Source organism: Candidatus Palauibacter polyketidifaciens, assembly GCF_947581785.1.
Classification (GTDB): domain Bacteria; phylum Gemmatimonadota; class Gemmatimonadetes; order Palauibacterales; family Palauibacteraceae; genus Palauibacter; species Palauibacter polyketidifaciens.
This window is the reverse complement of the sequence record NZ_CANPVO010000030.1, coordinates 1-20,474: the sequence shown is the minus strand read 5'-3', so window position 1 is coordinate 20,474 and position 20,474 is coordinate 1. Positions and strand designations below refer to the sequence as shown.

17 protein-coding genes are annotated in these 20,474 nt (G+C 69.4%); 4 read left to right on the top strand and 13 right to left on the bottom strand.

Annotation, left to right across the window (positions count from 1 at the left end; genetic code table 11):
* The 9 genes from RN729_RS08410 to RN729_RS08370 all read right to left on the bottom strand — a co-directional run.
* Positions 1-1,006, bottom strand: a 1,006-nt coding sequence (locus RN729_RS08410) for a peptidase dimerization domain-containing protein (protein ID WP_310783633.1), incomplete at its 3' end; no start/stop codon positions are given.
* Positions 1,007-1,135: 129 nt separating this feature from the next.
* The gene (gene carB, locus RN729_RS08405; RefSeq protein ID WP_310783631.1) at positions 1,136-4,399 is read right to left on the bottom strand and encodes a carbamoyl-phosphate synthase large subunit; all 3,264 of its coding nucleotides are present in this window, start codon (positions 4,397-4,399) and stop codon (positions 1,136-1,138) included.
* 81 nt (positions 4,400-4,480) lie between these two features.
* Positions 4,481-5,242, bottom strand: a complete 762-nt coding sequence (locus RN729_RS08400; protein ID WP_310783629.1) for a TonB family protein — start codon at positions 5,240-5,242, stop codon at positions 4,481-4,483.
* A 7-nt stretch (positions 5,243-5,249) separates the two neighbouring features.
* Positions 5,250-5,369, bottom strand: a complete 120-nt coding sequence (locus RN729_RS08395) for a methionine/alanine import family NSS transporter small subunit (protein ID WP_310783627.1) — start codon at positions 5,367-5,369, stop codon at positions 5,250-5,252.
* 41 nt (positions 5,370-5,410) lie between these two features.
* Positions 5,411-5,998 (bottom strand): HDIG domain-containing metalloprotein, encoded by a 588-nt coding sequence (locus RN729_RS08390; RefSeq protein ID WP_310783625.1) that lies wholly within the window; start codon positions 5,996-5,998, stop codon positions 5,411-5,413.
* Between the two features lie 6 nt (positions 5,999-6,004).
* A complete protein-coding gene (locus RN729_RS08385; RefSeq protein ID WP_310783623.1) occupies positions 6,005-6,514 on the bottom strand; it encodes a PH domain-containing protein in 510 nt (169 codons plus the stop codon).
* Positions 6,511-7,740, bottom strand: coding sequence for a DNA polymerase IV (gene dinB, locus RN729_RS08380; RefSeq protein WP_310783621.1), 1,230 nt, complete (start codon positions 7,738-7,740; stop codon positions 6,511-6,513). The genes RN729_RS08385 and dinB overlap by 4 nt, the downstream gene beginning before the upstream one ends.
* On the bottom strand, positions 7,727-8,551 hold the full coding sequence (locus tag RN729_RS08375; protein ID WP_310783619.1) for a glycerophosphodiester phosphodiesterase: 825 nt from the start codon (positions 8,549-8,551) through the stop codon (positions 7,727-7,729). Before RN729_RS08375 ends, dinB begins: the two co-directional genes overlap by 14 nt.
* A 7-nt stretch (positions 8,552-8,558) precedes the next feature.
* Complete coding sequence (locus RN729_RS08370) at positions 8,559-9,962, bottom strand: hypothetical protein (RefSeq protein ID WP_310783617.1); 1,404 nt, start codon at positions 9,960-9,962, stop codon at positions 8,559-8,561.
* Positions 9,963-10,066: 104 nt separating this feature from the next.
* Here RN729_RS08370 and RN729_RS08365 point away from each other — a divergent pair, with 104 nt between their 5' ends.
* A complete protein-coding gene (locus tag RN729_RS08365; RefSeq protein ID WP_310783615.1) occupies positions 10,067-11,443 on the top strand; it encodes a hypothetical protein in 1,377 nt (458 codons plus the stop codon).
* Between the two features lie 191 nt (positions 11,444-11,634).
* Here RN729_RS08365 and RN729_RS08360 read toward each other — a convergent pair whose 3' ends face one another.
* Both RN729_RS08360 and RN729_RS08355 read right to left on the bottom strand, forming a co-directional pair.
* Positions 11,635-12,573, bottom strand: coding sequence for a TIM barrel protein (locus RN729_RS08360; RefSeq protein ID WP_310783613.1), 939 nt, complete (start codon positions 12,571-12,573; stop codon positions 11,635-11,637).
* A complete protein-coding gene (locus RN729_RS08355) occupies positions 12,566-13,462 on the bottom strand; it encodes a sugar phosphate isomerase/epimerase (protein WP_310783611.1) in 897 nt (298 codons plus the stop codon). The genes RN729_RS08360 and RN729_RS08355 overlap by 8 nt, the downstream gene beginning before the upstream one ends.
* 147 nt (positions 13,463-13,609) lie before the next feature.
* Here RN729_RS08355 and RN729_RS08350 point away from each other — a divergent pair, with 147 nt between their 5' ends.
* Together RN729_RS08350 and RN729_RS08345 are read left to right on the top strand one after the other, a co-directional pair.
* Complete coding sequence (locus RN729_RS08350; protein WP_310783609.1) at positions 13,610-14,221, top strand: gluconate 2-dehydrogenase subunit 3 family protein; 612 nt, start codon at positions 13,610-13,612, stop codon at positions 14,219-14,221.
* Positions 14,218-15,909, top strand: a complete 1,692-nt coding sequence (locus RN729_RS08345; RefSeq protein ID WP_310783607.1) for a GMC family oxidoreductase — start codon at positions 14,218-14,220, stop codon at positions 15,907-15,909. The genes RN729_RS08350 and RN729_RS08345 overlap by 4 nt, the downstream gene beginning before the upstream one ends.
* A gap of 24 nt (positions 15,910-15,933) precedes the next feature.
* Here RN729_RS08345 and RN729_RS08340 read toward each other — a convergent pair whose 3' ends face one another.
* A complete protein-coding gene (locus RN729_RS08340) occupies positions 15,934-17,256 on the bottom strand; it encodes an aminotransferase class V-fold PLP-dependent enzyme (RefSeq protein ID WP_310783606.1) in 1,323 nt (440 codons plus the stop codon).
* Positions 17,257-17,438: 182 nt separating this feature from the next.
* On the opposite strand from RN729_RS08340, the gene RN729_RS08335 reads away from it, so the two are divergent.
* On the top strand, positions 17,439-19,541 hold the full coding sequence (locus tag RN729_RS08335) for a S9 family peptidase (RefSeq protein ID WP_310783604.1): 2,103 nt from the start codon (positions 17,439-17,441) through the stop codon (positions 19,539-19,541).
* 10 nt (positions 19,542-19,551) lie between these two features.
* Here the strand turns inward: RN729_RS08335 and RN729_RS08330 are convergent.
* Positions 19,552-20,474, bottom strand: a 923-nt coding sequence (locus RN729_RS08330) for an aminotransferase class III-fold pyridoxal phosphate-dependent enzyme (RefSeq protein ID WP_310783602.1), incomplete at its 5' end; no start/stop codon positions are given.

The following is a 20,474-nucleotide window of genomic DNA, read 5'->3' as shown; positions in this document are numbered from 1 at the left end:
AGTGCCGCGGCCAGGCGGCTCCGATGATCCGGTACGACATCTCGGTGTCGGTCATCAGGGCCGCGCCCTCCGCGATGCGGATGGCCGTGTCGAAGTTGCGCTTGATGTCCTCGTAGTCCATCTCGCGGATGAAGTACCATACGGAAGCGCTCGGCGGCACGACGTTCGGCTGATCGCCGCCATCGCTGATCACGTAGTGGGAGCGCTGGTCGGGTCGCAGGTGCTCGCGCCGGAAGTTCCAGGCGACGTTCATGAGTTCGACCGCGTCGAGCGCGCTGCGGCCCCGCCAGGGAGCGCCCGCGCCGTGGGCGGCTTCGCCCTCGAAGGTGAACTCCACGGAGACGAGCCCGGTGCCGCTCCCCTGGCCCCAGCTCACCGACAGGTTGCTGCTCACGTGCGTGAAGAGGGTGACGTCGATGTCCTCGAGGTAGCCGTCCCGCACGTACCAGGCCTTGGAGCCCAACTGCTCCTCGGCGACCCCGGGCCAGAGCACGAGCGTGCCCCCGATGCCCTCGGCCTCCATGACCTCCTTCAGCGCGAGCGCGGCGACGACGTTCACGGCCTGCCCGGAGTTGTGACCTTCGCCGTGGCCGGGCGCCCCCGGGATCAGGGGGTCGTGATAGGCGACGCCGGGCTTCTGGTTGGCCTTCGGGATTCCATCGATGTCGGAGCCGAAGGAGATGACCGGCGCGCCGCTGCCCCAGCGCGCGAACCAGGCGGTCGGGATGCCCGAGGGCGCGTACTCGACGGTGAAGCCGTTCTCCTCCAGGATCCCGGTGATGTAGGCCGAGGTCTCGATCTCCTGCTGCCCCAGTTCGGAGAAGGAGAAGATCTTGTCGACCATGACCTGGGCGAGCTTGGCGCGCTCGAGCACGCCTTCCTCGACACGGGCCACGAGGGGCGCGAGTTCATCATCGGAGAGCTCCTGCACGGCCTCCAGAGCCGTGGGAGCGGCGAGAAGGGCGGCGAGCGCGGCTGACGGTGTTCGTCTACCGATTGTACCCATTGGCGCACCGGGGCAAAGGGAATCGAAGGGCCAAACACCCCCGCAGCATAAGTGCGGGCGGCCCACGTCGGAAAGTGGAGTCTTGTCCCGCGGGCGCCCGGATCATGGCGGCGCGCCGGAGAGATTCGGTCAGACGGAGCCGGCGGTTCTCGAGAGCCGGTCCTCTTCGGCTTCGACGACGTCCCGCGCCTGGAGGCTGTGGACCGTGTGCCGGCGGTGGCGGAGGGCGATGATGGCGTCGGCGGCCGCGGATGCCGCGGAGAGCGTCGTCGTGTAGGGCACGCGGCGGGAGACCGCGGCGCGGCGGATCATGTAGTCGTCGTACTGGGCGTGCTTGCCGAGCGGAGTGTTGAGGAGGAGTTGCACCTCGCCCGAGACGATGCGGTCGAGGAGGTTCGGACGCCCCTCGTGCACCTTGAGGATGCGCTCGCACGGAACGCCGCGGCCGCGCAGATACCTCGCCGTCCCCTCCGTGGCGAGGACGGTGAAGCCGAGTTCGTGGAAGCGGCGCGCGACCGGGACCATGTTCGGCTTGTCCTGGTCGTGTACGGTGATCGCGACGGCCCCCTCCGTCGGCAGCCCCTGGTAAACGGAGATCTGCGACTTCGCGAACGCGAGCCCGAAGCTGTCCGCGTACCCCATGACCTCCCCCGTCGAACGCATCTCCGGTCCGAGCACGGTGTCCGCATCCGGGATCTTGTCGAAGGGGAGCACCGCTTCCTTCACGGACACCTGGTGCGGGACGAGTTCGTCCCCGAGTCCGAGGTCGGCGAGCTTCACGCCGGCGAGCACCCGCGCGGCCACCCGCGCGAGCGGGACCCCGGTCGCCTTGCTGACGAACGGCACCGTACGGCTCGCGCGCGGATTCACCTCGAGCACGTAGACCGTCTTCTCGTGCACGGCGAACTGCACGTTGATGAGGCCGCGGACGTCCAGCGCGCGAGCGAAATCCCGCGTGAACCGGCGCATGGCTTCCATGTCGACGTCTCTCAGGAGGTAGGGCGGCAGGACGCAGGCCGAGTCGCCCGAGTGGATGCCCGCCTCCTCGATGTGCTCCATGATCCCGCCGATCAGGACTGTCTCCCCGTCGCACACCGCGTCGACATCCGCCTCCCACGCGTCCTCGAGGAACCGGTCGAGGAGCACGGGATGCTCGGGCGATGCCTGCACCGCGCGCGCGAAGTACTCCCGCAGCGAGACCGGGTCGTAGACGATCTCCATCGCGCGGCCACCGAGCACGTAGCTGGGGCGGACGAGCACGGGATACCCGATCTCCTCCGCGATCTCCAGCGCCTCCTCGATGCTCGTCGCGGTCCCGCCCGGCGGCATCGGAACGCCGAGTTCACGGCAGAGTTCGTCGAAGCGGCGGCGGTCCTCGGTGCGGTCGATCGATTCCACGCTCGTCCCGAGGATGGGGACGCCGAGTTGCTCGAGCTTGCGCGCGATCGTCAGCGGCGTCTGTCCCCCGAACTGGACGATGACGCCCTCCGGCTCCTCCTGCTCCACGATCGCGAGCACGTCTTCGACCGTGAGCGGCTCGAAGTAGAGCTTGTTCGAGATGTCGAAGTCGGTGGAGACGGTCTCGGGATTAGAGTTGATCATGATCGTCTCGAACCCTTCGTCGCGCAGCGCGAGCGAGGCCGAAACGCAGCAGTAGTCGAACTCGATGCCCTGTCCGATGCGGTTCGGGCCGCTCCCGAGGATGATGATCTTCCGCCGGTCCGAGCGCTCGGATTCGTTCTCGTCCTCATAGGTCGAGTAGAGGTACGGCGTGGCGGCGGGGAACTCGCCCGCGCAGGTGTCGACCGTCTTGTAGACGGGCCGGAGTCGGGCGGCCTGGCGCACGTCGCGCACCTCGGCCTCCGGAATCCCGCGCAACTGTCCCATCTCCGCGTCGCCGAACCCGATTCGCTTCAACCGTTCGACGTCGCCGGGCGTGACCTCCCCGGCCGCCGCGAAGGCCCGGCCCTCGCGCACGAGCTCCTCGAGCTGGGAGAGGAACCAGGGGTCGATTCCGGTGATCCGGTTGATCTCGTCCACGGAGAGGCCCGCCTGGAAGGCGCGGTAGAGCTGGAAGGGGCGTTCGGGCGTCGCGGTGCGGATCGCGGCCCGCACCGTGTCGACGGCGCCGTCCTCGAGGCGGTCCGCGTCCGGGTCCGGCGAGGGCAGCCACCCCGCCCGCCCGTTCTCGAGCGCGCGGAAGCCTTTCAGCCATGCCTGCTGGAAGGTGCGGCCGATCGCCATCACCTCGCCCACGGCCTTCATCTGCACGCCGAGCGTCGCGTCCGCCTTCGGGAACTTCTCGAACGCGAAGCGCGGGATCTTCACGACCATGTAGTCGAGCACCGGCTCGAAGCAGGAAGGCGTCACCTGCGTGATCGCGTTCGGGATCTCGTCGAGGCGGTAGCCGACCGCGAGCTTGGCGCCGATGCGGGCGATCGGGAAGCCGGTCGCTTTCGACGCGAGCGCCGAACTCCGGGACACGCGCGGGTTCATCTCGATGACGAGCATCTCGCCCGTCGTCGGGTGCACGGCGAACTGGATGTTGCAGCCGCCCGCGTCCACACCGATCTCGCGGATGCAGGCGATCGCCGCGTCCCGCATCGCCTGGTACTCGCGGTCCGAGAGGGTGAGCGCCGGTGCGACGGTGATCGAGTCGCCCGTGTGGACGCCCATCGCGTCGAAGTTCTCGATCGAGCAGACGATAACCACGTTGTCCGCCCGGTCTCGCATCACCTCGAGTTCGAACTCCTTCCAGCCGATGATGCTCTTGTCGATGAGCACCTCTCCGATCGGCGAGGAGCGGATGCCGGAGCGGACGAGGTCTTCAAACTCCTCGCGGTTGTACGCGGTGCTGCCGCCGGTGCCGCCGAGGGTGAAGGACGGTCGGATGATGGCGGGGAATCCCGTGTCCTCGACGAGCGCGAGGGCCTCGTCGAGCGAGCGGGCGAAGCCGCCGGGGGGCAGCGCGAGGCCGATCCGCTCCATGGCTTCGGCAAACTGCTCGCGGTCCTCGGCGAGCTGGATCGCCCGGACATCGGCGCCGATCAGTTCCACCCCGTGCTCGTCGAGGACCCCGCGCTCGGCGAGTTCGAGCGCGACGTTGAGCGCCGTCTGGCCGCCCATCGTCGGGATGAGCGCGTCAGGTTTCTCCGCCTCGATGACCCGCGCGACCCAGTCGGCCGTCAGCGGCTCGATGTAGGTCGCGTCGGCGATGTCCGGGTCCGTCATGATCGTGGCGGGATTCGAGTTCACGAGGATGACTCGATATCCCTCCTCGCGGAGCGCCCGGCAGGCCTGCGTCCCGGAGTAGTCGAACTCGCAGGCCTGGCCGATCACGATCGGGCCGGAGCCTATGAGAAGAATCGAGGAGATGTCGTCGCGGCGTGGCATCGGGCGCGCAAGCTATTCGGTCGGACGGCGGATCGCAGCCCCCGGCGGCGGGGGGGAGAGGATCGCGGCTACCGCATGAATCTACCGCATGAGGAGCGAGATTTCGCGCAGGACCCAGACGGGTGCCACACGCCCACCGCGGAGGGCGGGGGCGAAGAGCAGTCCGCGCGCCGCCCGCACGGCCGCCGCGTCGAAGGCGCCGTCGCCGGAAGAGACCTGGATCGCGGTCGCCTCGACCCTGCCATCGGTTCGCACGAGAAGCCAGATGGAGGCCGAGATGTTCGGGTCGAGCCTCTCGCCGCGGATCACGGGCAGCAGCGTCGTCGCCAGCGCGGCCTCGGCCTCGGTGTCCCACACGAGGCGGGGCGCCTCATCGTGGGCGACGAAGACGGGGCCCGATTCGCGGAGCTCCGCCAACTCCGCGGCGGCCGCGGCCCGGGCCGCCTCGATGCTGGCGATGGAGTCGCGGCGGGCGGCCGCGATCAGCGAGTCGCGCCGGGCCGCCTCCAGCGAGTCTCGCCGGGCTGCTTCCCTCTCCGCGGCGAGGATGGAGTCGCGTCGCGCGGCGACCCTCGCGATCGAGTCCTGTCGCGCGGCCTCCCGTTGCGCCCTCGCGATCGAATCCTGCCGTGCGGACTCTCGCTGCGCCTCGAGGATGGAGTCGCGTCGCGCGGCTGCGGCCTGCTCGGCCCTCGCGATCGAATCCTGCCGCGCGGCCGCCGAGTCGGAGGCGACGGGTTCGGGCGGGCGCATCGCGCGCGGGATGGGGAGGAAGCACGACCCGGCCGCCAGCGCGGCCAGCGTCACCAGGAGGGTCCGTCCCCCACGGTGCCTCTCCCTCATTGCGGGGCTAGCTCTCTCCGCCTCGCTTGGCGCCTTCCTTGCGCCAGGCGACCGACGCGAGGACGGCGAGTCCTCCCCAGACGAATCCGAGGATGAGGATCATCATGACGATCGTCGTCGTGGTCATGGTCGAGCACCTCCGAATCGGGCGACGGTCCGCACGGCGGTTCAGCCCGCGGCCGGGCCGTTCAGGCCGAGATCTTCCGCCGCAAGCTGCATGGCGGCGATGACGAAGGCGATGTGCTCGCCCATGTCCTCGCCCAGTTCCGCGCAATTCCCCGTCATTTCGTCGCGGCTCACGGCGGCGGCGAACGCCTTGTCCTTCATCTTCTTCCTTACGGACCGGGTCTTCATGCCGGCGAGCCGCGTCGGCCGCACCAGGGCGCAGGCGGTGATGAAGCCGGTGAGTTCGTCCACGGCCCGGAGCGTCTTCGACATCAGCGTCGTCGCCTCGACATCCGTGTAGTCCGCGTGGGCCATGATCGTCTCGAGGATGTCCTCGTCCACCCCCTTCTCGCGGAGGATGGCGACCCCGGTCGAGGGGTGCTCCGAATCGGGCGCGTGGTCGTGGTTGGGCCAGCGCTCGTAGTCGAAGTCGTGCAGCAGTCCCGCCACGCCCCAGCGATCCTCGTCCTCGCCGTACTTTCTCGCGTAGGCGCGCATGGCGGCCTCCACGGCCAGCATGTGGCGCCGGAGCCCGGGACTCTCGGTGTATTCGTGGACGATCGCGAGCGCTTCATCCCGTGTGGGGAGCATCCGTCGTCACTCTCCTTCGGTGGCTTCGTCGCTGTTGCCGGCCGCGCTGCCGGCCGGGTCGCCGGTGGCGTCGTGCAGGGCGTCCAGAAAGCGCCGGGGGTCGCTCTGGCTAAGGAGGAGCGAGTACCCGTCGAGCGTGGGAATGTACACCACCCGTCGCCGGTCCGTGAGGTAGAGGAGCGCCTTCTCTCCGCTGCGGAGCCGGAACCATCCCGCGGAGTAGTCTCCGAGCGCCGTCCCCATCGTGCGCCGGCGCGGGACGAGGTCGGGTTCGCCGCGGAGATCGACGACGCGGGCCCCGTCGAGTTCGAGACGGTCGAGGGGGATCGTCCGGCCCCAGAGGTCTCCCACCAGCTTCAGCCCCGCGGGCGAGACTTCGGCCCGGCTGTTCCGGGTGGACCAGGCCGCCCAGCCCATCATCAGCGTCACGGCGCCGAGCACGACCATCATGATGATGAAGAACCAGAGGATGCCGCGCCCGGAGGCCGGCGGAATCGGGAATACCTGCATCGTCATGTGCCTCGCTCGTTCGAGTCGAGTAGGGCGGCCCGCTTCAGCGCGTCCCGGCCGAAGCGGTCCGCCACGGCGTCCATCGTCTTCGCCAGCCGGCGCCGGCTCTCGCCGCCGGAGCTCGCGGGGTCGTCGTCGACGTCATCCAGGAGCCCGAGTTGCGCGCCCTCGGGATGATCGAAGCCGGAGAGGCTGACTCCGACGAGCCGGACCAGGCGGCGGGGATCGTCGGCCTCCCGGAACAGCTCCCGGGCGACGGGCCAGATGACCTCCGTCATGTCCGCCGGCCGCTCGAGCGTCCGCTGGCGCGTGTGCGTCTCGAAGCCGTCCCAGCGCAGCTTCAACTGCACCGTGCGCCCCGCGATCCCCTTCCTGCGCAGCGCCCGCGCGACCCCCTCGCAGAGGGCGAGCAGCGTCCGCTCGACGCGGGCGCGGTCCTCGACGTCCCGCGGGAAGGTCACTTCCTTGCCGAGCGACTTTCGCCCGGGCCGCGGGTCGACCCTCCGAACGTCGAGGCCGTTCGCGAGTTCGTGGAGGCGCCTCCCCAGCTTCCGGCCCAGGGAAGCCTCAAGAAACCCGGGTTGGTTCCGGGCGACATCCCCAATGGTTTTGAAGCCGAGTCTCGCCAGACGAGCCTGCACCTTCGGCCCCGCCCCCCAGAGTCGCGATACCGAGAGGGGCGCGAGGAACTCCCGTTCGGTCCCCGGCGGCACGATGACGAGCGCGTCCGGCTTCCTGAGGTCGCTCGCCACCTTCGCCACGTACTTGTTCGAGGCGACGCCGACGGAGGCCGTGAGCCGCTCCTCCTCGGCGATCCGCTGCCGGATCCGCTCCGCGATCTCCGGTCCCGTGCCGAACAGCCGACGGCTCGCGGTCACGTCGAGGAAGGCTTCGTCGAGCGAGAGCGTCTCCACCTGGTCCGTGAAGGAGCGGAAGATGTCGAAGATCCGCCCCGAGATCTCCGCGTAGAAGGCGATGCGCGGGCGCACGTAGACGCCGTCGGGGCAGCGGCGCCACGCCTGCGAGATGGGCATCGCGGAATGGATCCCGTAACGGCGGGCCTCGTAGTTTGCCGTGGAGACGACGCCCCGGCCGCGGCCCTTGCGCGGGGCGGACCCGATGATGACCGGCTTCCCGCGCAGCGACGGGTCCTCGCGGATCTCGACCGCTGCATAGAAAGCATCCATGTCCACGTGGAGGATCGTCCGCGGCCGCGCTTCAGGCTCCGGCATGTCCCCACATCTCCCGCTCGTCCAGGATCCGGCGGGCGCGGCCCGGGGAGTCGCTCACGAGCCCGTCCACGCCCCAGTCCAGGAGTCGCCGCATGTCGTCGGCGCGGTTCACGGTCCAGACGAACACGCCCATACCGTCGGCGTGGGCGCGCCGCACGAAGCGCGGCGTGACGATGCGCAGCGCGCCCTGCCGTTCCGGCAGCATGGCGGCCGCGCACCCGGCGGGGGCGAAGCGGCGGCCGAGGCCGACCTTGCCGAGAAGGACGTACGTGCGGAGTTCGTCCTGGTAGGCGCAGTGCCAGCGCGCGTGCCGGCTCGCGGGCTCCACTTCTCCGCGCTCGAAGCCGCCGACCAGGATCCGCTCGCGGTCCGCGCGATTCCGGCTCCGCTGCAGCCACGCGCCGAGTTCGTGCCCCGCGGCCGCCGACTTGATCTCCGCCACGACCGGCAGGTCTCCCAGCACCTCCAGCACTTCCTCGAGGGTGGGGATGCCGACGCCCGTCCCCCGGAAGGGAAACGTCTTCCCGCGGTCCGTCGTGAAGCGGTATCCGGCGTCGAAGGCGCGCAGTTCGTCAAGCGTCCGCTCCTCCACCGGGCCCGTCCCCTCGGTGAGGCGGTCGAGGCTCGGATCGTGGATGACCATGAGGCGGCCGTCCGCGCTCCGGTGGAGGTCGAGTTCCACCGCGTCGGCCCCCACGCGCACTGCGTGCTCGAAGGAAGGGAGCGTGTTCTCGGGCGCGAACGCCGCCGCCCCCCGGTGGCCGATGACGCGGAGCGGAGAACCGGGACCGAAGAGATCGTCGGGCAGCACGGCCGGCTCAGGAAGAGATGCGGCGGGCCTGCGCCTGTCCGAGCCCTATGGAGAGCGCGATCCACATGCCGGCCAGCGGCGCCGTCGACATCGCTACCCAGGCGAGCCCGAGGCCGAGCATCGCGAAGAGGCCGTCGATGCCGGCTCCGGCGAGGTCGCCGCCGCGATACAGGAAGACATCGACGATCGGCTTCCCCTTGTACTTCTCCGCCGCCGGCACGACCGAGAACAGCGTTTCGCGGGAGGGCCGGGACACGGCGTAGCGCGTCGCGCGGTGGACGGCCTGGAAGATCAGCATCACGCCGTAAACGGGCCACACGGCGAGCACGACGAACCCGAGCACGGTGACGAGCGGCAGGATGGCGAGCGTCCAGCCCACGCCCAGCTTCCGGATCAGGTGCGTCGTCACGAAGACCTGCGTCAACAGGGTGGCGAGCTGGGCCAGCGAGTCGAAGTCGGCGAAGCTCCCAACGCGCTGGCTGAAGGTGTCCGTCGCCCCGAGGATGACGTTCGCCTGCGTGAAGTAGATCAGCGTGTTCGAGACGGCCATGAACACGACCCAGAGCCCGACGCCGAGCAGGTACGGCGAGGTGAACACGGCCCGCAGCCCTTCCAGCGACCCGCCTCCGATCCGCGTGCCCCCATCGCCCCGTCGCCCGCCTCTGGTTCCCGCCGCCCCGTCGTCCGCCGCCACCGGTCCGCCCGCCGGGCCCGATCCGAGCCGGGAGAGGTCCGACGCCCCGGCCTTCCGGTCGAGGATGAGCATGACGGCGATCGCGAGTGCGAAGCACCCGGCGCCGATCAGCATGAGGCCGGCCGGCAGGTACGCGCTCTCGGTAAGGCCGCTGACGAAGTCGGCGCCGCGGCCCCCGAGGAACGCCCCCAGCGTCCCGCCGATCCCGATGAACGGGAACATCCTCTTCCCCTGGTCGACGTCGAATACATCGACCATGAAGGCCCAGAACACGCTCGTCGAGAAGAGGTTGATGACGCTCAGCCACACGTAGAAGGTGTAGCCCACGCCTCGCGCGAGGCCGGTCTCCGCATCCGTGCCGATGAGTCCGCCGCCCGCCCGCACGTCCTGGATGAGGAGCGTCGCGAAGCCGATCAGGCAGGCGATGACGAACAGGTACGCGATGGGGATGAAGCGCCGCCGGTTCGTCCGCGCGACGACGCCCCCGAAGACGAGGACCGCGAACAGGGAGGCCAGCGACGTCACGGCGAAGAGCCAGCGGAGTTCGTCCATCCCCCGGGCGACGCCCATCGCTTCCCGCACGGGACGGAGGAAGAAGTAGCCGCAGAGGACGAGGAAGAAGAAGAGCGCGGACAGTATCGCGAGACCGAATTCGCCCCGCCTCATGTTGAGGACGCGCCTCGTGAAGCCGTCGATCACTTCCAGCAAGCTGGCCACGTTTGCTCCCGCCGTTAGGTTCCCAGATCCTCTGAAGAGAATCCCTTTTTCCAGCGACCGGCAAGCAGAGCCACAATGAAGCGCCACCCCGGAGCTTCCTCCGCATGACCCCACCCCCGGAGAGCGAGCCGCGCCCGGTCGCCGCACGGCTGACGGGCGCCCGTCCGGAAGAGGGCCGGCTCGTGCTGCTGTCGGCGCTCTACTTCTTCTTCATCCTCTCCGCGTACTACGTGATCCGGCCCATCCGCGAGGAGATGGCCGTGGCGGGCGGGGTCGAGAACATCCCCTGGCTCTTCACGGGAACGCTCACCGCCATGCTTCTCGTACACCCGATCTTCGCCGCGGTGGTCTCGCGGTGGACCCGCCGGCGGTTCGTGACCCTCACGTACCGCTTCTTCATGCTGAACCTGCTCGTCTACTTCGTGCTGCTGAGCGTCGTGGCCGACGGCGCCGCTGCGGTATGGGTCGGCCGGACCTTCTTCGTCTGGATCAGCGTCTTCAACCTGTTCGTGGTCTCCGTCTTCTGGTCGTTCATGACCGACATCTTCCGGGAACGCCAGAGCCGCCGGCTCTTCGGCCTCATCGGGGTCGGTGGCACCCTGGGCGGGATCGTCGGCTCCTCGATCACGGCCTTCCTGGTGGGATTCCTGTCGCCGGCCACGCTGCTCCTGTTCTCCGTGCTGCTGCTCGAGGGCGCGGTCCTCTGCCTCAAGGCGCTCGATTCGCGCTGCGCCACGCTCGCGGCGGCGCGCGGGGGGCCGGGCGCCGGTCGGGAAGCTTCGGGCGGAGAAGCGTCGGGGGCGGTGATCGGGGGTTCGGCGCTGGAAGGGATCCGGCGGGTCCTGGCGTCGCCCTACCTGCTGGGGATCGGCGCCTTCATGCTGCTCTTCACCATCGGTTCCACCTTCCTCTACAACATCCAGGCGGACATCATCTCCCGCACCTTCGCGACGAGCGCGGAACGGACCTCGGTCTTCGCGCAGATCGACCTCTCGGTGAACTTGCTCACCCTCTTCACCCAACTCTTTCTGACGGGCCGCATCCTGAAATGGCTCGGCGTGCGCCTGGCGCTCGGGATACTGCCCGTACTCAGCGTCCTCGGCTTCCTGGCGCTGGGGGCGGCGCCCGTCTTCGCGGTGTTCGTCGTGTTCCAGATCCTTCGGAGGGCCGGGAACTTCGCGCTGGCGGTGCCGACGCGGGAGGTGCTCTACACCGTCCTCCCTCGAAGGGACAAATACAAGGCGAAGAACTTCAACGACCTCTTCGTCTACCGGGCGGGCGACCAGATCGGGGTGTGGTCCTTCGCCGGACTGCGCGCGCTCGGGCTGGGAAGCTCCGCGCTGGCGCTGACCATGGTCCCGCTGGCGGGACTGTGGCTGGTGATCGCGCTGTGGCTGGGAAGGAAGCAGGCCGTCCTGGCCCGGAGGCCGGCCGTCCGTCGGGCGGAGGCGGCTGCGGGCGGCCTCGGCGGCCCCGTGTAGGTGCCGCGACGGTCGGTCACCGGATCGGCGGGATCGACGAGACCGACGAGTAAGGTGGGGATTTCGGAGGGTCCATCACACCTCGGAACCCAACCGTGCATCCGGGGGTGTAGATTGTCACTCCGATTGACAATCTACACCCCTCCTCCGAGGGTTCCTTAAGTCATGCCACCAGTCATCAACCGCACTCGCTAGACGGCGCACAACTCCACGGCTTCGCGCAGCGAGCGCAGGGGGTCGCCGCTCCGCGGAATGAACTCGTGGGCCATGAAGCCCTCGAAACCCGTGTCCGCGATCGCCCGCACGATCGGGGGATAGTTCAGTTCCTGCGTGCCGTCGATCTCGGCCCGCCCCGGGACCCCGCCGGTGTGGTAGTGGCCGATCCAGGGGCTCGCATCCGTCAGCGTGCGGATGATATCCCCTTCCATGATCTGCATGTGGTAGATGTCGTACAGGATCTTCACGCGGGGCGAGTCGACGGCCCGGATGATCTCGAGCCCGTAGTCCATACGGTCGCCGATGTAGTCGACGTGTCCGCCGGCTTTCGAGTTGAGGACTTCGACGAGGATCGTGACCTCCTCGGATTCGGCGATGGGGGCGCACGCCTCGAGGCAGCGGATGGAGTTCTCGATGCCGACGCCGTTCTCCATCCCGCGGCGATTGCCGAAGAAGCAGATCACGTTGGGGACCGAGACGCGCGCGGCGTGCGGGATGTGCCGTTCGAAGGCCTCGATGATGCCCGCATGGTTTTCAGTCTCGTTGAGGCCGTCCTCGATCGTCCCGGCGGCCACGTCGCCGCACGAGACGGTGAGGCCGTGGTCCTGCGCGACGGGCCATTCCTCGACCGTGAGCAGGTCCATCGCGGTGAGGCCCATGTCGGCCACGCCCTCGCAGAAGGGGACGAGCGGGATCTCCTCGAAGCACCAGCGGGCCACGGACTGCGTGATGGCGTTGGCGGACCGGCGCGCGGCGTGCGCGTCGCGACCCGGCCCTCGCGCCCCGCCGGCGAGCGCGGACGCAGGGTTCGCGGTGCCGCCGACGAGGAGCCCGAGGGAGGCGGCGCCGGTCGCGCGCAGGGCATCGCGGCGGCTGACCGGCCTTTCGCTGCGGGGCCCGGACCCGTCAGCCACCGAACGACGCGAGGTGCTCGTAGCTCGCGCGCACCGACCCCATCGGATCGCGCGGCGCGTCGTGCTCGACGAAGTAGTGGATGAGTCCCGCCTCGTCGGAGCGCTCGAAGATCGCCTCGAAGTCGATCTCCCCCGCGCCCACGTCCGCCATCTCGCCGTCCGCGGTCCGGTCCTTTACATGGCAGAGTTCGAAGCGGCCGGGATACCGGCTGAAGTAGTCGAACGGATCGGCGCCGGCGTGCACGAGCCAGTAGAAGTCGACCTCGTAGGTGACGAGTTCAGGGTCCGTGTTCTCGATCATGATGTCGAAGAGACGAACGCCGTCCACCTCTTCGAGTTCGAAGTCGTGGTTGTGGTAGGCGAAGCCGAGTCCGGCCTCGCGGCAGCGCGCCCCGAGCCCGTTGAACTCGTCCGCGAGCCGCCGATATCCGTCCACGAGGGCCGTTCCCGTGGCGCCGTCGTTGCCCGGTCGCTCGGAACCCCCGAGGTAGGGGACGACGAGGTACCGATGTCCGATCTCCGCCGCCGCCGCGGCGGCCTCATCGAAGCTCGACCGGAGTTCCTCGAGCGACAGGTGAGCGGCGGGGGCGGTGAGGCCTTCCGCTTCCAGCGCGGTCAGGATCTCGCTCGGCGAGCGTCCGAAGTAGCCGGCGAACTCCACCTCGCCGTAGCCGATGCGAGCGACGGCGGCGAGCGTCCGTTCGACATCCCGCGCCATCAGCGACCGCACCGTGTAAAGTTGGAGCCCCCAGGCGTCCGGCAGAGTTCGCGCGTCCGGCGGGGCTCCGGCCTCCGGGAACGTCCGGGCGCCGGCGGCCGTGGCGCGTCCGGCGTGCGTGAGGAGGAGTCCAGCTCCGAGCGAGTTCCGTACGAATCTGCGTCTGTCCATGCGCGCAATATGTCGCGCTCCCCGGTCGGCGTCGAACCGCGCGGTCCGTCGAGCGGTCTCGCGCGGGGGGCGCCTCGGCCTATGTTGGCGGAGCGCGGCGGCACCCCCGCCGCCCGCGCGCGTCGATGCCGGCCGGGAGGACCGACTGTGAAACGGCGCAGGGCTCTCGAGATCATCGGTGTGGCCGCGGGCGCGCCGCTGCTGGCGCCGGGGAGCGCGGTGGCGGAGGCCCTGGCGCTGGGGCAGCGCATCCGGGCGGTGGCCGGCCCGGTCGGCGGCGCGCCGCCCGCGACGCTGACGCCCGCGCAGGCGCGGACGGTGACGGCGCTCGCCGAGACCATCATCCCCCGGACGGACACGCCCGGCGCGAGCGAGGCGGGCGTCACCGCATTCGTCGATGCCCTCCTGACCGGGTGGCTGGACGCGTCGGACCGCGACCGTTTCCTCGCCGGCCTGAACGGAGTGGATTCCCTCGCCCGGTCGGCCCACGGCGCCGCCTTCGCCGACTGCATGTCCGCCCAGCAGGCGGAACTCGTCGGGCGGATGGACGAGGATCTCGACCGCCATCGCCGGGATCCCGAGATCGACGAGACGCAGACCTTCCTCTACGACATGAAACGCTTCACGCTCGCCGGCTACTTCACATCCCGGCCCGGCCTCCGCTCGCTCGGATACCGGATCATCCCCGGCGCCTTCGAGGGGTGCGTCCTCCTCGACCAGTACGGGACCGGCGAGGGCCGCCCCGGGGGGCAGCCGTGAGCGGCCGGCAGGAGGTCTGGGACGCGATCGTCGTCGGCTCGGGGATCACCGGCGGCTGGGCCGCAAAGGAACTCACCGAACTCGGCCTCCGCACGCTGGTGCTGGAGGCGGGCCCCATGATCGTCCCCGAACGGGACTACGTCGAACACGTGCCGCCGTACCGCATGCCGTACCGGGGCTGGAACGACCGCAAGGCGCTCGCCGCCGAGCAGCCCGTGCAGCGCGAGTGCTACGCCTGCGATGAGATGGGCCGGAAGTTCTTCGTCAACGACATCGAGAACCCGTACACGACGCCCGATGAGAAGCCCTTCCTGTGGATCCGGGGCCGCCAGGTCGGCGGGCGCTCGATCATGTGGGCGCGGCAGTCGTACCGCCTCAGCGACCTCGACTTCGAGGCCAACGCGCGTGACGGGATCGGGGTCGACTGGCCGATCCGCTACTCGGACCTCGCCCCGTGGTACGCGCACGTCGAGGAGTTCGTGGGCATCAGCGGCCAGCCGGAGGGACTTCCCCAACTGCCCGACGGCGTCCTCCTGCCTCCCATGCAGATGACCTGCGTCGAGAACGCGGTGAAGGAGGCGATCGCCCGCGACTTCGGCGACACCCGGATGATGACGATCGGGCGCACGGCCGTCCTCACCCGCGACCACAAGGGACGGAGCGCCTGTCACTACTGCGGTCCCTGCCACCGCGGCTGCATCACGAAGAGCTACTTCAGTTCGCTCAACGCCACCCTCCCCGCCGCCGAGGCCACGGGCCGGATGACGCTGCGCCCGGACAGCGTCGTGCACAGCGTGATCTGGGACCCCGCCCGCGGCCGCGTCGCAGGTGTGCGCGTCATCGACCGTCAGACGGGGGAAGATCTGGAGTTCTTCGGGGAGATCGTCATGCTGGGCGCCTCCGCGCTCGAGTCGACGCGGATTCTCCTCCACTCGACGTCCGCCGACTTCCCGGACGGACTCGCGAACTCGAGCGGGGTCCTCGGCCGCTATCTCATGGATCACACGATGAGCACGGGGGCGAAGGCGAAATTCCCGGGCTGGGAGAACCACGGCTACACCGGCGAGCGTCCGAACGGGATCTACATCCCCCGCTTCCGCAACGTGACGGAACCGTCGACCCACTTCATCCGCGGTTACGGCTACCAGGGCTGGTCCACGCGGCAGGGCTGGAGCCGCGGCCTCGACATGCCGGGCTTCGGGGCGGAATACAAGCGCCGGCTCACGGAACCCGGGGTGTGGGAGTTCGAACTCGGCGCCTTCGGGGAATGTCTCCCGCGCGAGGAAAACTACATCGAACTCGACCCGGAGCGCGTCGACGCGTGGGGCATCCCCGCCCTCCGCATCCACTGCGAGTGGAGCGACAACGAGCGCCTGATGATGCGGGACAGCGCGGACCGCGCCGCAGAGATGCTGGAAGCCGGCGGCGGCGTCGACATCGAACTGCTCACGGACCTCACGGCGCCGGGCCTCACGATCCACGAGATGGGAACGGCGCGCATGGGGCGGGATCCGGCGACTTCCGTCCTCAACGGCTACAACCAGGCGTGGGACGCGCCGAACCTGTTCGTGATCGACGGCGCGGCGATGCCCTCATCCGCCTGCCAGAACCCCTCTCTCACCTACATGGCCCTCACCGCCCGCGCCTGCCACTACGCACTCTGGGCGAAGAACCGCGGCGAGCTCTAGTCGATTCGAACCGCGGGCCGCGATTCAGGCGGAAGCGGCGAGCGCGTCGGCGACCTGTTCCATCTCCGCCATCGTGTTGTACATGTGGGGGCAGAGCCGGATGCCGGGGAACACGCCCCGGCGGAGCGCTCCCGCGACGCCGTGTTCCTCGTAGATCCGGTTGTAGATCTCCGTGTGGTCGTCGACCCCCAGCTCCGCGATGACCACGCCTCCGCCGAGGCCCGGTACGTCCGACGTGTGGAACTTCACGCCGGGGATCCGGTCGCGGATCGCCGCCTTGAGCCCGGCCGCGAGAGCCCGCATCCGCTCCTCGATCGCCGCCGCCCCGATGGCCTCGTGGAACTCCACGGTCGTCCCCACGCCCGCGACGGCCGCGTCGTCCCGCTGGCCGTACGTGCCGAACTTGTCGGCACCGCCGCCCGCGATCGCCCCCTCCCAACCCACGCCGACGTCGCTCGGCCACAGCTCCGCGACCCGTTCGGCCCGGACGTAGAGGACCCCGGCTTCCTTGGGTCCGCAGAACCACTTGTGGGCGCTCCCGGTGTACGAGTCGCAGCCCATGGCGTGAAGGTCGACTTCCACCGCGCCGAAGCTCTGGGCCCCGTCCATGTGCACGTAGATGCCGCGGTCACGCGCGATGCTGCACAGGCGCTGCGCCGGCAGTTCGACGCCCGAGATGTTCGAGATCTGGGTCACGGCGAGCACACGCGTGCGGTCGGTGAAGGCGCTCACGAACGCGTCGATCAGTTCGTCCTCCGTCTCGGGCACCGGCGGCGTCGCCACGCGGATCACCTTGTAGCCCCAGCGGTCCGCCCGGACGTCCCACGCCACGTTGTTCGTGGGATGGTTCTGATCCCACAGCACGACCTCGTCTCCCGCGCCCAGCGTGAGCCCGTTGATGACGGTGTTGTTGCTCTCGGAGGTGTTGCGGGTGACGACGATCTCATCGGGCGCGGCGCCGAGCAGCCGCGCGAGCGCTTCCACGGACTCCGCGGCCAGCGCGTTGAACTTGGCCCGGTTGTGGAACGAGGCGTCCTGATCGATGTCGCGCGTGTAGCCGAACACCGCCTCCTGCACCGGATACGGCGAGGGGCAGAGATTCGCCGCGTTCACGAGGATGAGTCCGGGACGGAGCGGGAACTGTGACTTCACCATCTCCCAGAAGGACTCGTCTTCCGTCCCCATGAAGTCTCGGCGCGCCGACAGTTCCTCCAGGCTGAGACCGGGTCTGGACGGCGCCCGCGTCCACGCCGGAGTCGCCGCGAGGGCGGCTCCCGCGGCGGCACGCTTGAGGAATCTGCGACGGTCGGGCAGGCGGGTCGCGTCGGTGGGCGTGCGAGTCGTCACGGAAACCTCCCGGCTTGTGGGCCGCCGCATCCCGCGCGGCAGCCGCGGTCGTTCACCAACGCAACATAAGACGCAAAACTTCGGGGGGCATGGGGGCGCGCGCGGCGGAGCGCGGTCTATGCATGCGGCGACGCGCATCCCATGTTTCGAAAGGCCCCGCGCCCTTCACCCCAGGAGGTACCATGGACACGCGCGCCCCCGCTTCCCTCCGCGCCCCGTTCCGCCATCTCGTCACGCTCGCCGCGCTCTCGGCCGCCTGCGGCCTCGCCGCCGCGGTCCCCGCGCTCGTCGCGCAGGAAGCGAACGGCGCCCTCCAGCTCGAGTCCTGGCTCGACTGGGAGCGGGTCCAGGATCCGCAGATCTCGCCGGATGGCGACGCCGTGGTCTACGAGCGCCTGTGGGTCGACAAGATGAACGACGCCTGGGAATCCTCGATCTGGATCGTGAATCCGGACGGCAGCCGCTCCCGCCATCTCGTAGACGGGTCCTCGCCTCGCTGGTCTCCCGATGGCAGCCGGCTCGCGTTCCTCGCGCCCGACGACGAGGGAAACACCCAGATCTTCGTGCGCTGGATGGACGCCGAGGGGGCCGTCTCCCAGGTGACGCGGGTCACGGACAGTCCGTCGAACTTCGCCTGGTCTCCCGACGGGACGCGCTTCTCGTTCACGATGCGCGTGGGGGCGGAGGAGCCCACGGCGCGCCACTGGTCCCTTTCGCTCCCCAAGCCGGAGGGGGCGACGTGGACGCCGGGGCCGCGCATCATCGAGCGCCTCGTCTACCGGCAGGACCGCGTCGGATTCCTGGGCGACAAGTACCAGCACATCTTCGTCGTCCCCGCCGAGGGCGGCACCGCGCGCCAACTCACCGAGGGCGACTACAACTTCGGCGTCCCCGCGTGGGAGCCCGACGGCCAATCGCTCCTGTTCAGCGGCCTCATCATCGAGGACGCCGTGTACCGGTGGCAGGAGACCGAGATCTATCGGCTCGACGCGGAGTCCGGCGAACTGAGCCAGGTCACAACGCGCAAGGGTCCGGACAACCGGCCGGTGCCATCGCCGGACGGGCGCATGATCGCCTACGTGGGGCACGACACGACGACGTTCGACTACATCGAATCCGCCGTCTATGTGATGAACGCGGATGGATCGAACCCGCGCGCCCTGACGGCCGAAATGGACCGCAGTCCCGGGGCGCTGCACTGGGCCCCGGACGGAGCCGGCGTCTACTTCGACGCCGCGGCGGACGGCTACCGCAACATCCACTACGCCTCGGTGGATGGCGACGTGCGGGCGATGACCGAGGGCCCGCAGATGTTCGGCCTCAACGACGTGAGCGACGGCGGCATGGCCGTGGGGATGTGGGGCGACGCGCACGAACCCGGCGACATCCATGTCTTCCCCGTGGACCGGCCCGACGGGCGCACGAGACTGACGGATGTGAACGCCGACGTGCTGGCGGGCGTGACGCTGGGCGAAGTCGAACAGGTCTGGAGCGAGTCATCCCATGACGGACTCCCGATTCACGGCTGGGTCATCAAGCCCCCGGACTTCGATCCGTCGCTCCAGTATCCCCTCATTCTCATCATTCACGGCGGCCCGCACGGCATGTACAACGGCGGGTTCAACTTCTCGTGGCAGGAGCACGCCGCGAACGGCTACGTCGTCCTCTACACGAACCCGCGCGGAAGCTCCGGCTACGGGACGGAGTTCGGGAACGCCATCCAGTACGACTATCCGAACCACGATTTTGACGACCTCATGTCGAGCGTGGACGAGGTCATCTCCCGCGGCTACGTGGACGACAGCAACATGTTCGTCTACGGGTGCTCGGGCGGCGGCGTGCTGACCTCGTGGGTCGTGGGGCACACGGACCGCTTCCGGGCTGCGTCGGCGAACTGTCCGGTCGTGAACTGGTTCAACTTCCCCAACGAGGTCGACGGCAACTACCTGCGCTGGTACGCGGACTTCCGGGAGTTCCCGTGGGTGGACCCGAGCGAGCACATCCGCCGCTCGCCGATCACATACGTGGGCAACGTCACGACGCCGACGATGCTGATGACGGGCGTCCTCGACCTGCGGACGCCGATGTCGCAGACGGAGCAGTTCTACCAGGCGCTGAAGGCGCAGAACAAGCCGACGGCGATGGTCCAGTTCCAGGGCGAGTGGCACGGCACGTCGCGTCTGCCGTCCAACTTCCTGCGCACGCAGCTCATTCTCAGGAAATGGTTCGAGCGCTGGGGCACCCACGATGACGAGCGCACCGCCGCCACCCAGACCGGCTCGTAGCCGACGCGGGTCAGGGCTGGAAGGGGGTTTCGGAGAGGACCTTGTCGAGGCCCGAGATCAGGAGGTCGGCGTCGGCTTCGGAGAAGACGAGCGGGGGCTTCATCTTGATCACGTTGTGGTCCGGGCCGTCCGTGCTGAGGAGGATCCCTCTGTCGCGCATCCGTTGGACAGCGGCGTCGGCGAGGTCAGCGGCCGGTTCGAGATCGTCGCCCTCCCGCACGAACTCGATGCCCGTGAACAGGCCGCGGCCGCGGGCGTCTCCCACCGGGGCGTGACGGTCGCGTAAACCCTCCAGGCCGGCGAGTAGGCGCTGGCCGACGATGGCGGCGTTCTCCCGCAGTCCCTCTTCCTCGATCGCGTCGAGGACGGCGAGGCCGATGGCGCAGGAGACGGGGTTTCCTCCGTAGGTGTTGAAGTACTCCATCCCGTTGGCGAAGGACTCGGCGATCTCGCGCGTGGTGATGACCGCGGCGAGCGGGTGGCCGTTCCCGATCGGCTTGCCGAGGGTGACGATGTCGGGGATGACTCCGTGCTCCTCGAAGGCCCAGAAGTGGGACCCCACGCGGCCGAAGCCGACCTGCACCTCGTCGGCCACGCAGACCGCCCCGTGTTCGCGGGCCGCCGCGTAGGAAGCCGCGAGGTATCCGGCCGGAAGCGGGATCTGGCCGCCGCAACTGAGAATCGATTCGTGGAAGAAGGCGGCCGCGCCGGGCGGGCGGTCCTCGAACCAGGTGGGCTCCGTCTCGAGCGCCTGCGCCGCCTCCCCTACGTGCGCGGCGTAGAGCGGCGCAACCTCGTCGCCGGGCCCGCGGTGGAGCCCCCGGAACCGGTCCGGCATGGGCGCCATGCGGACCCAGGGCCGGAGTCCCTTCCCCCCGGGGCCGTTGAACTTGTAGGGACTCAGGTTGACGACCGAACTCGAGTTCCCGTGGT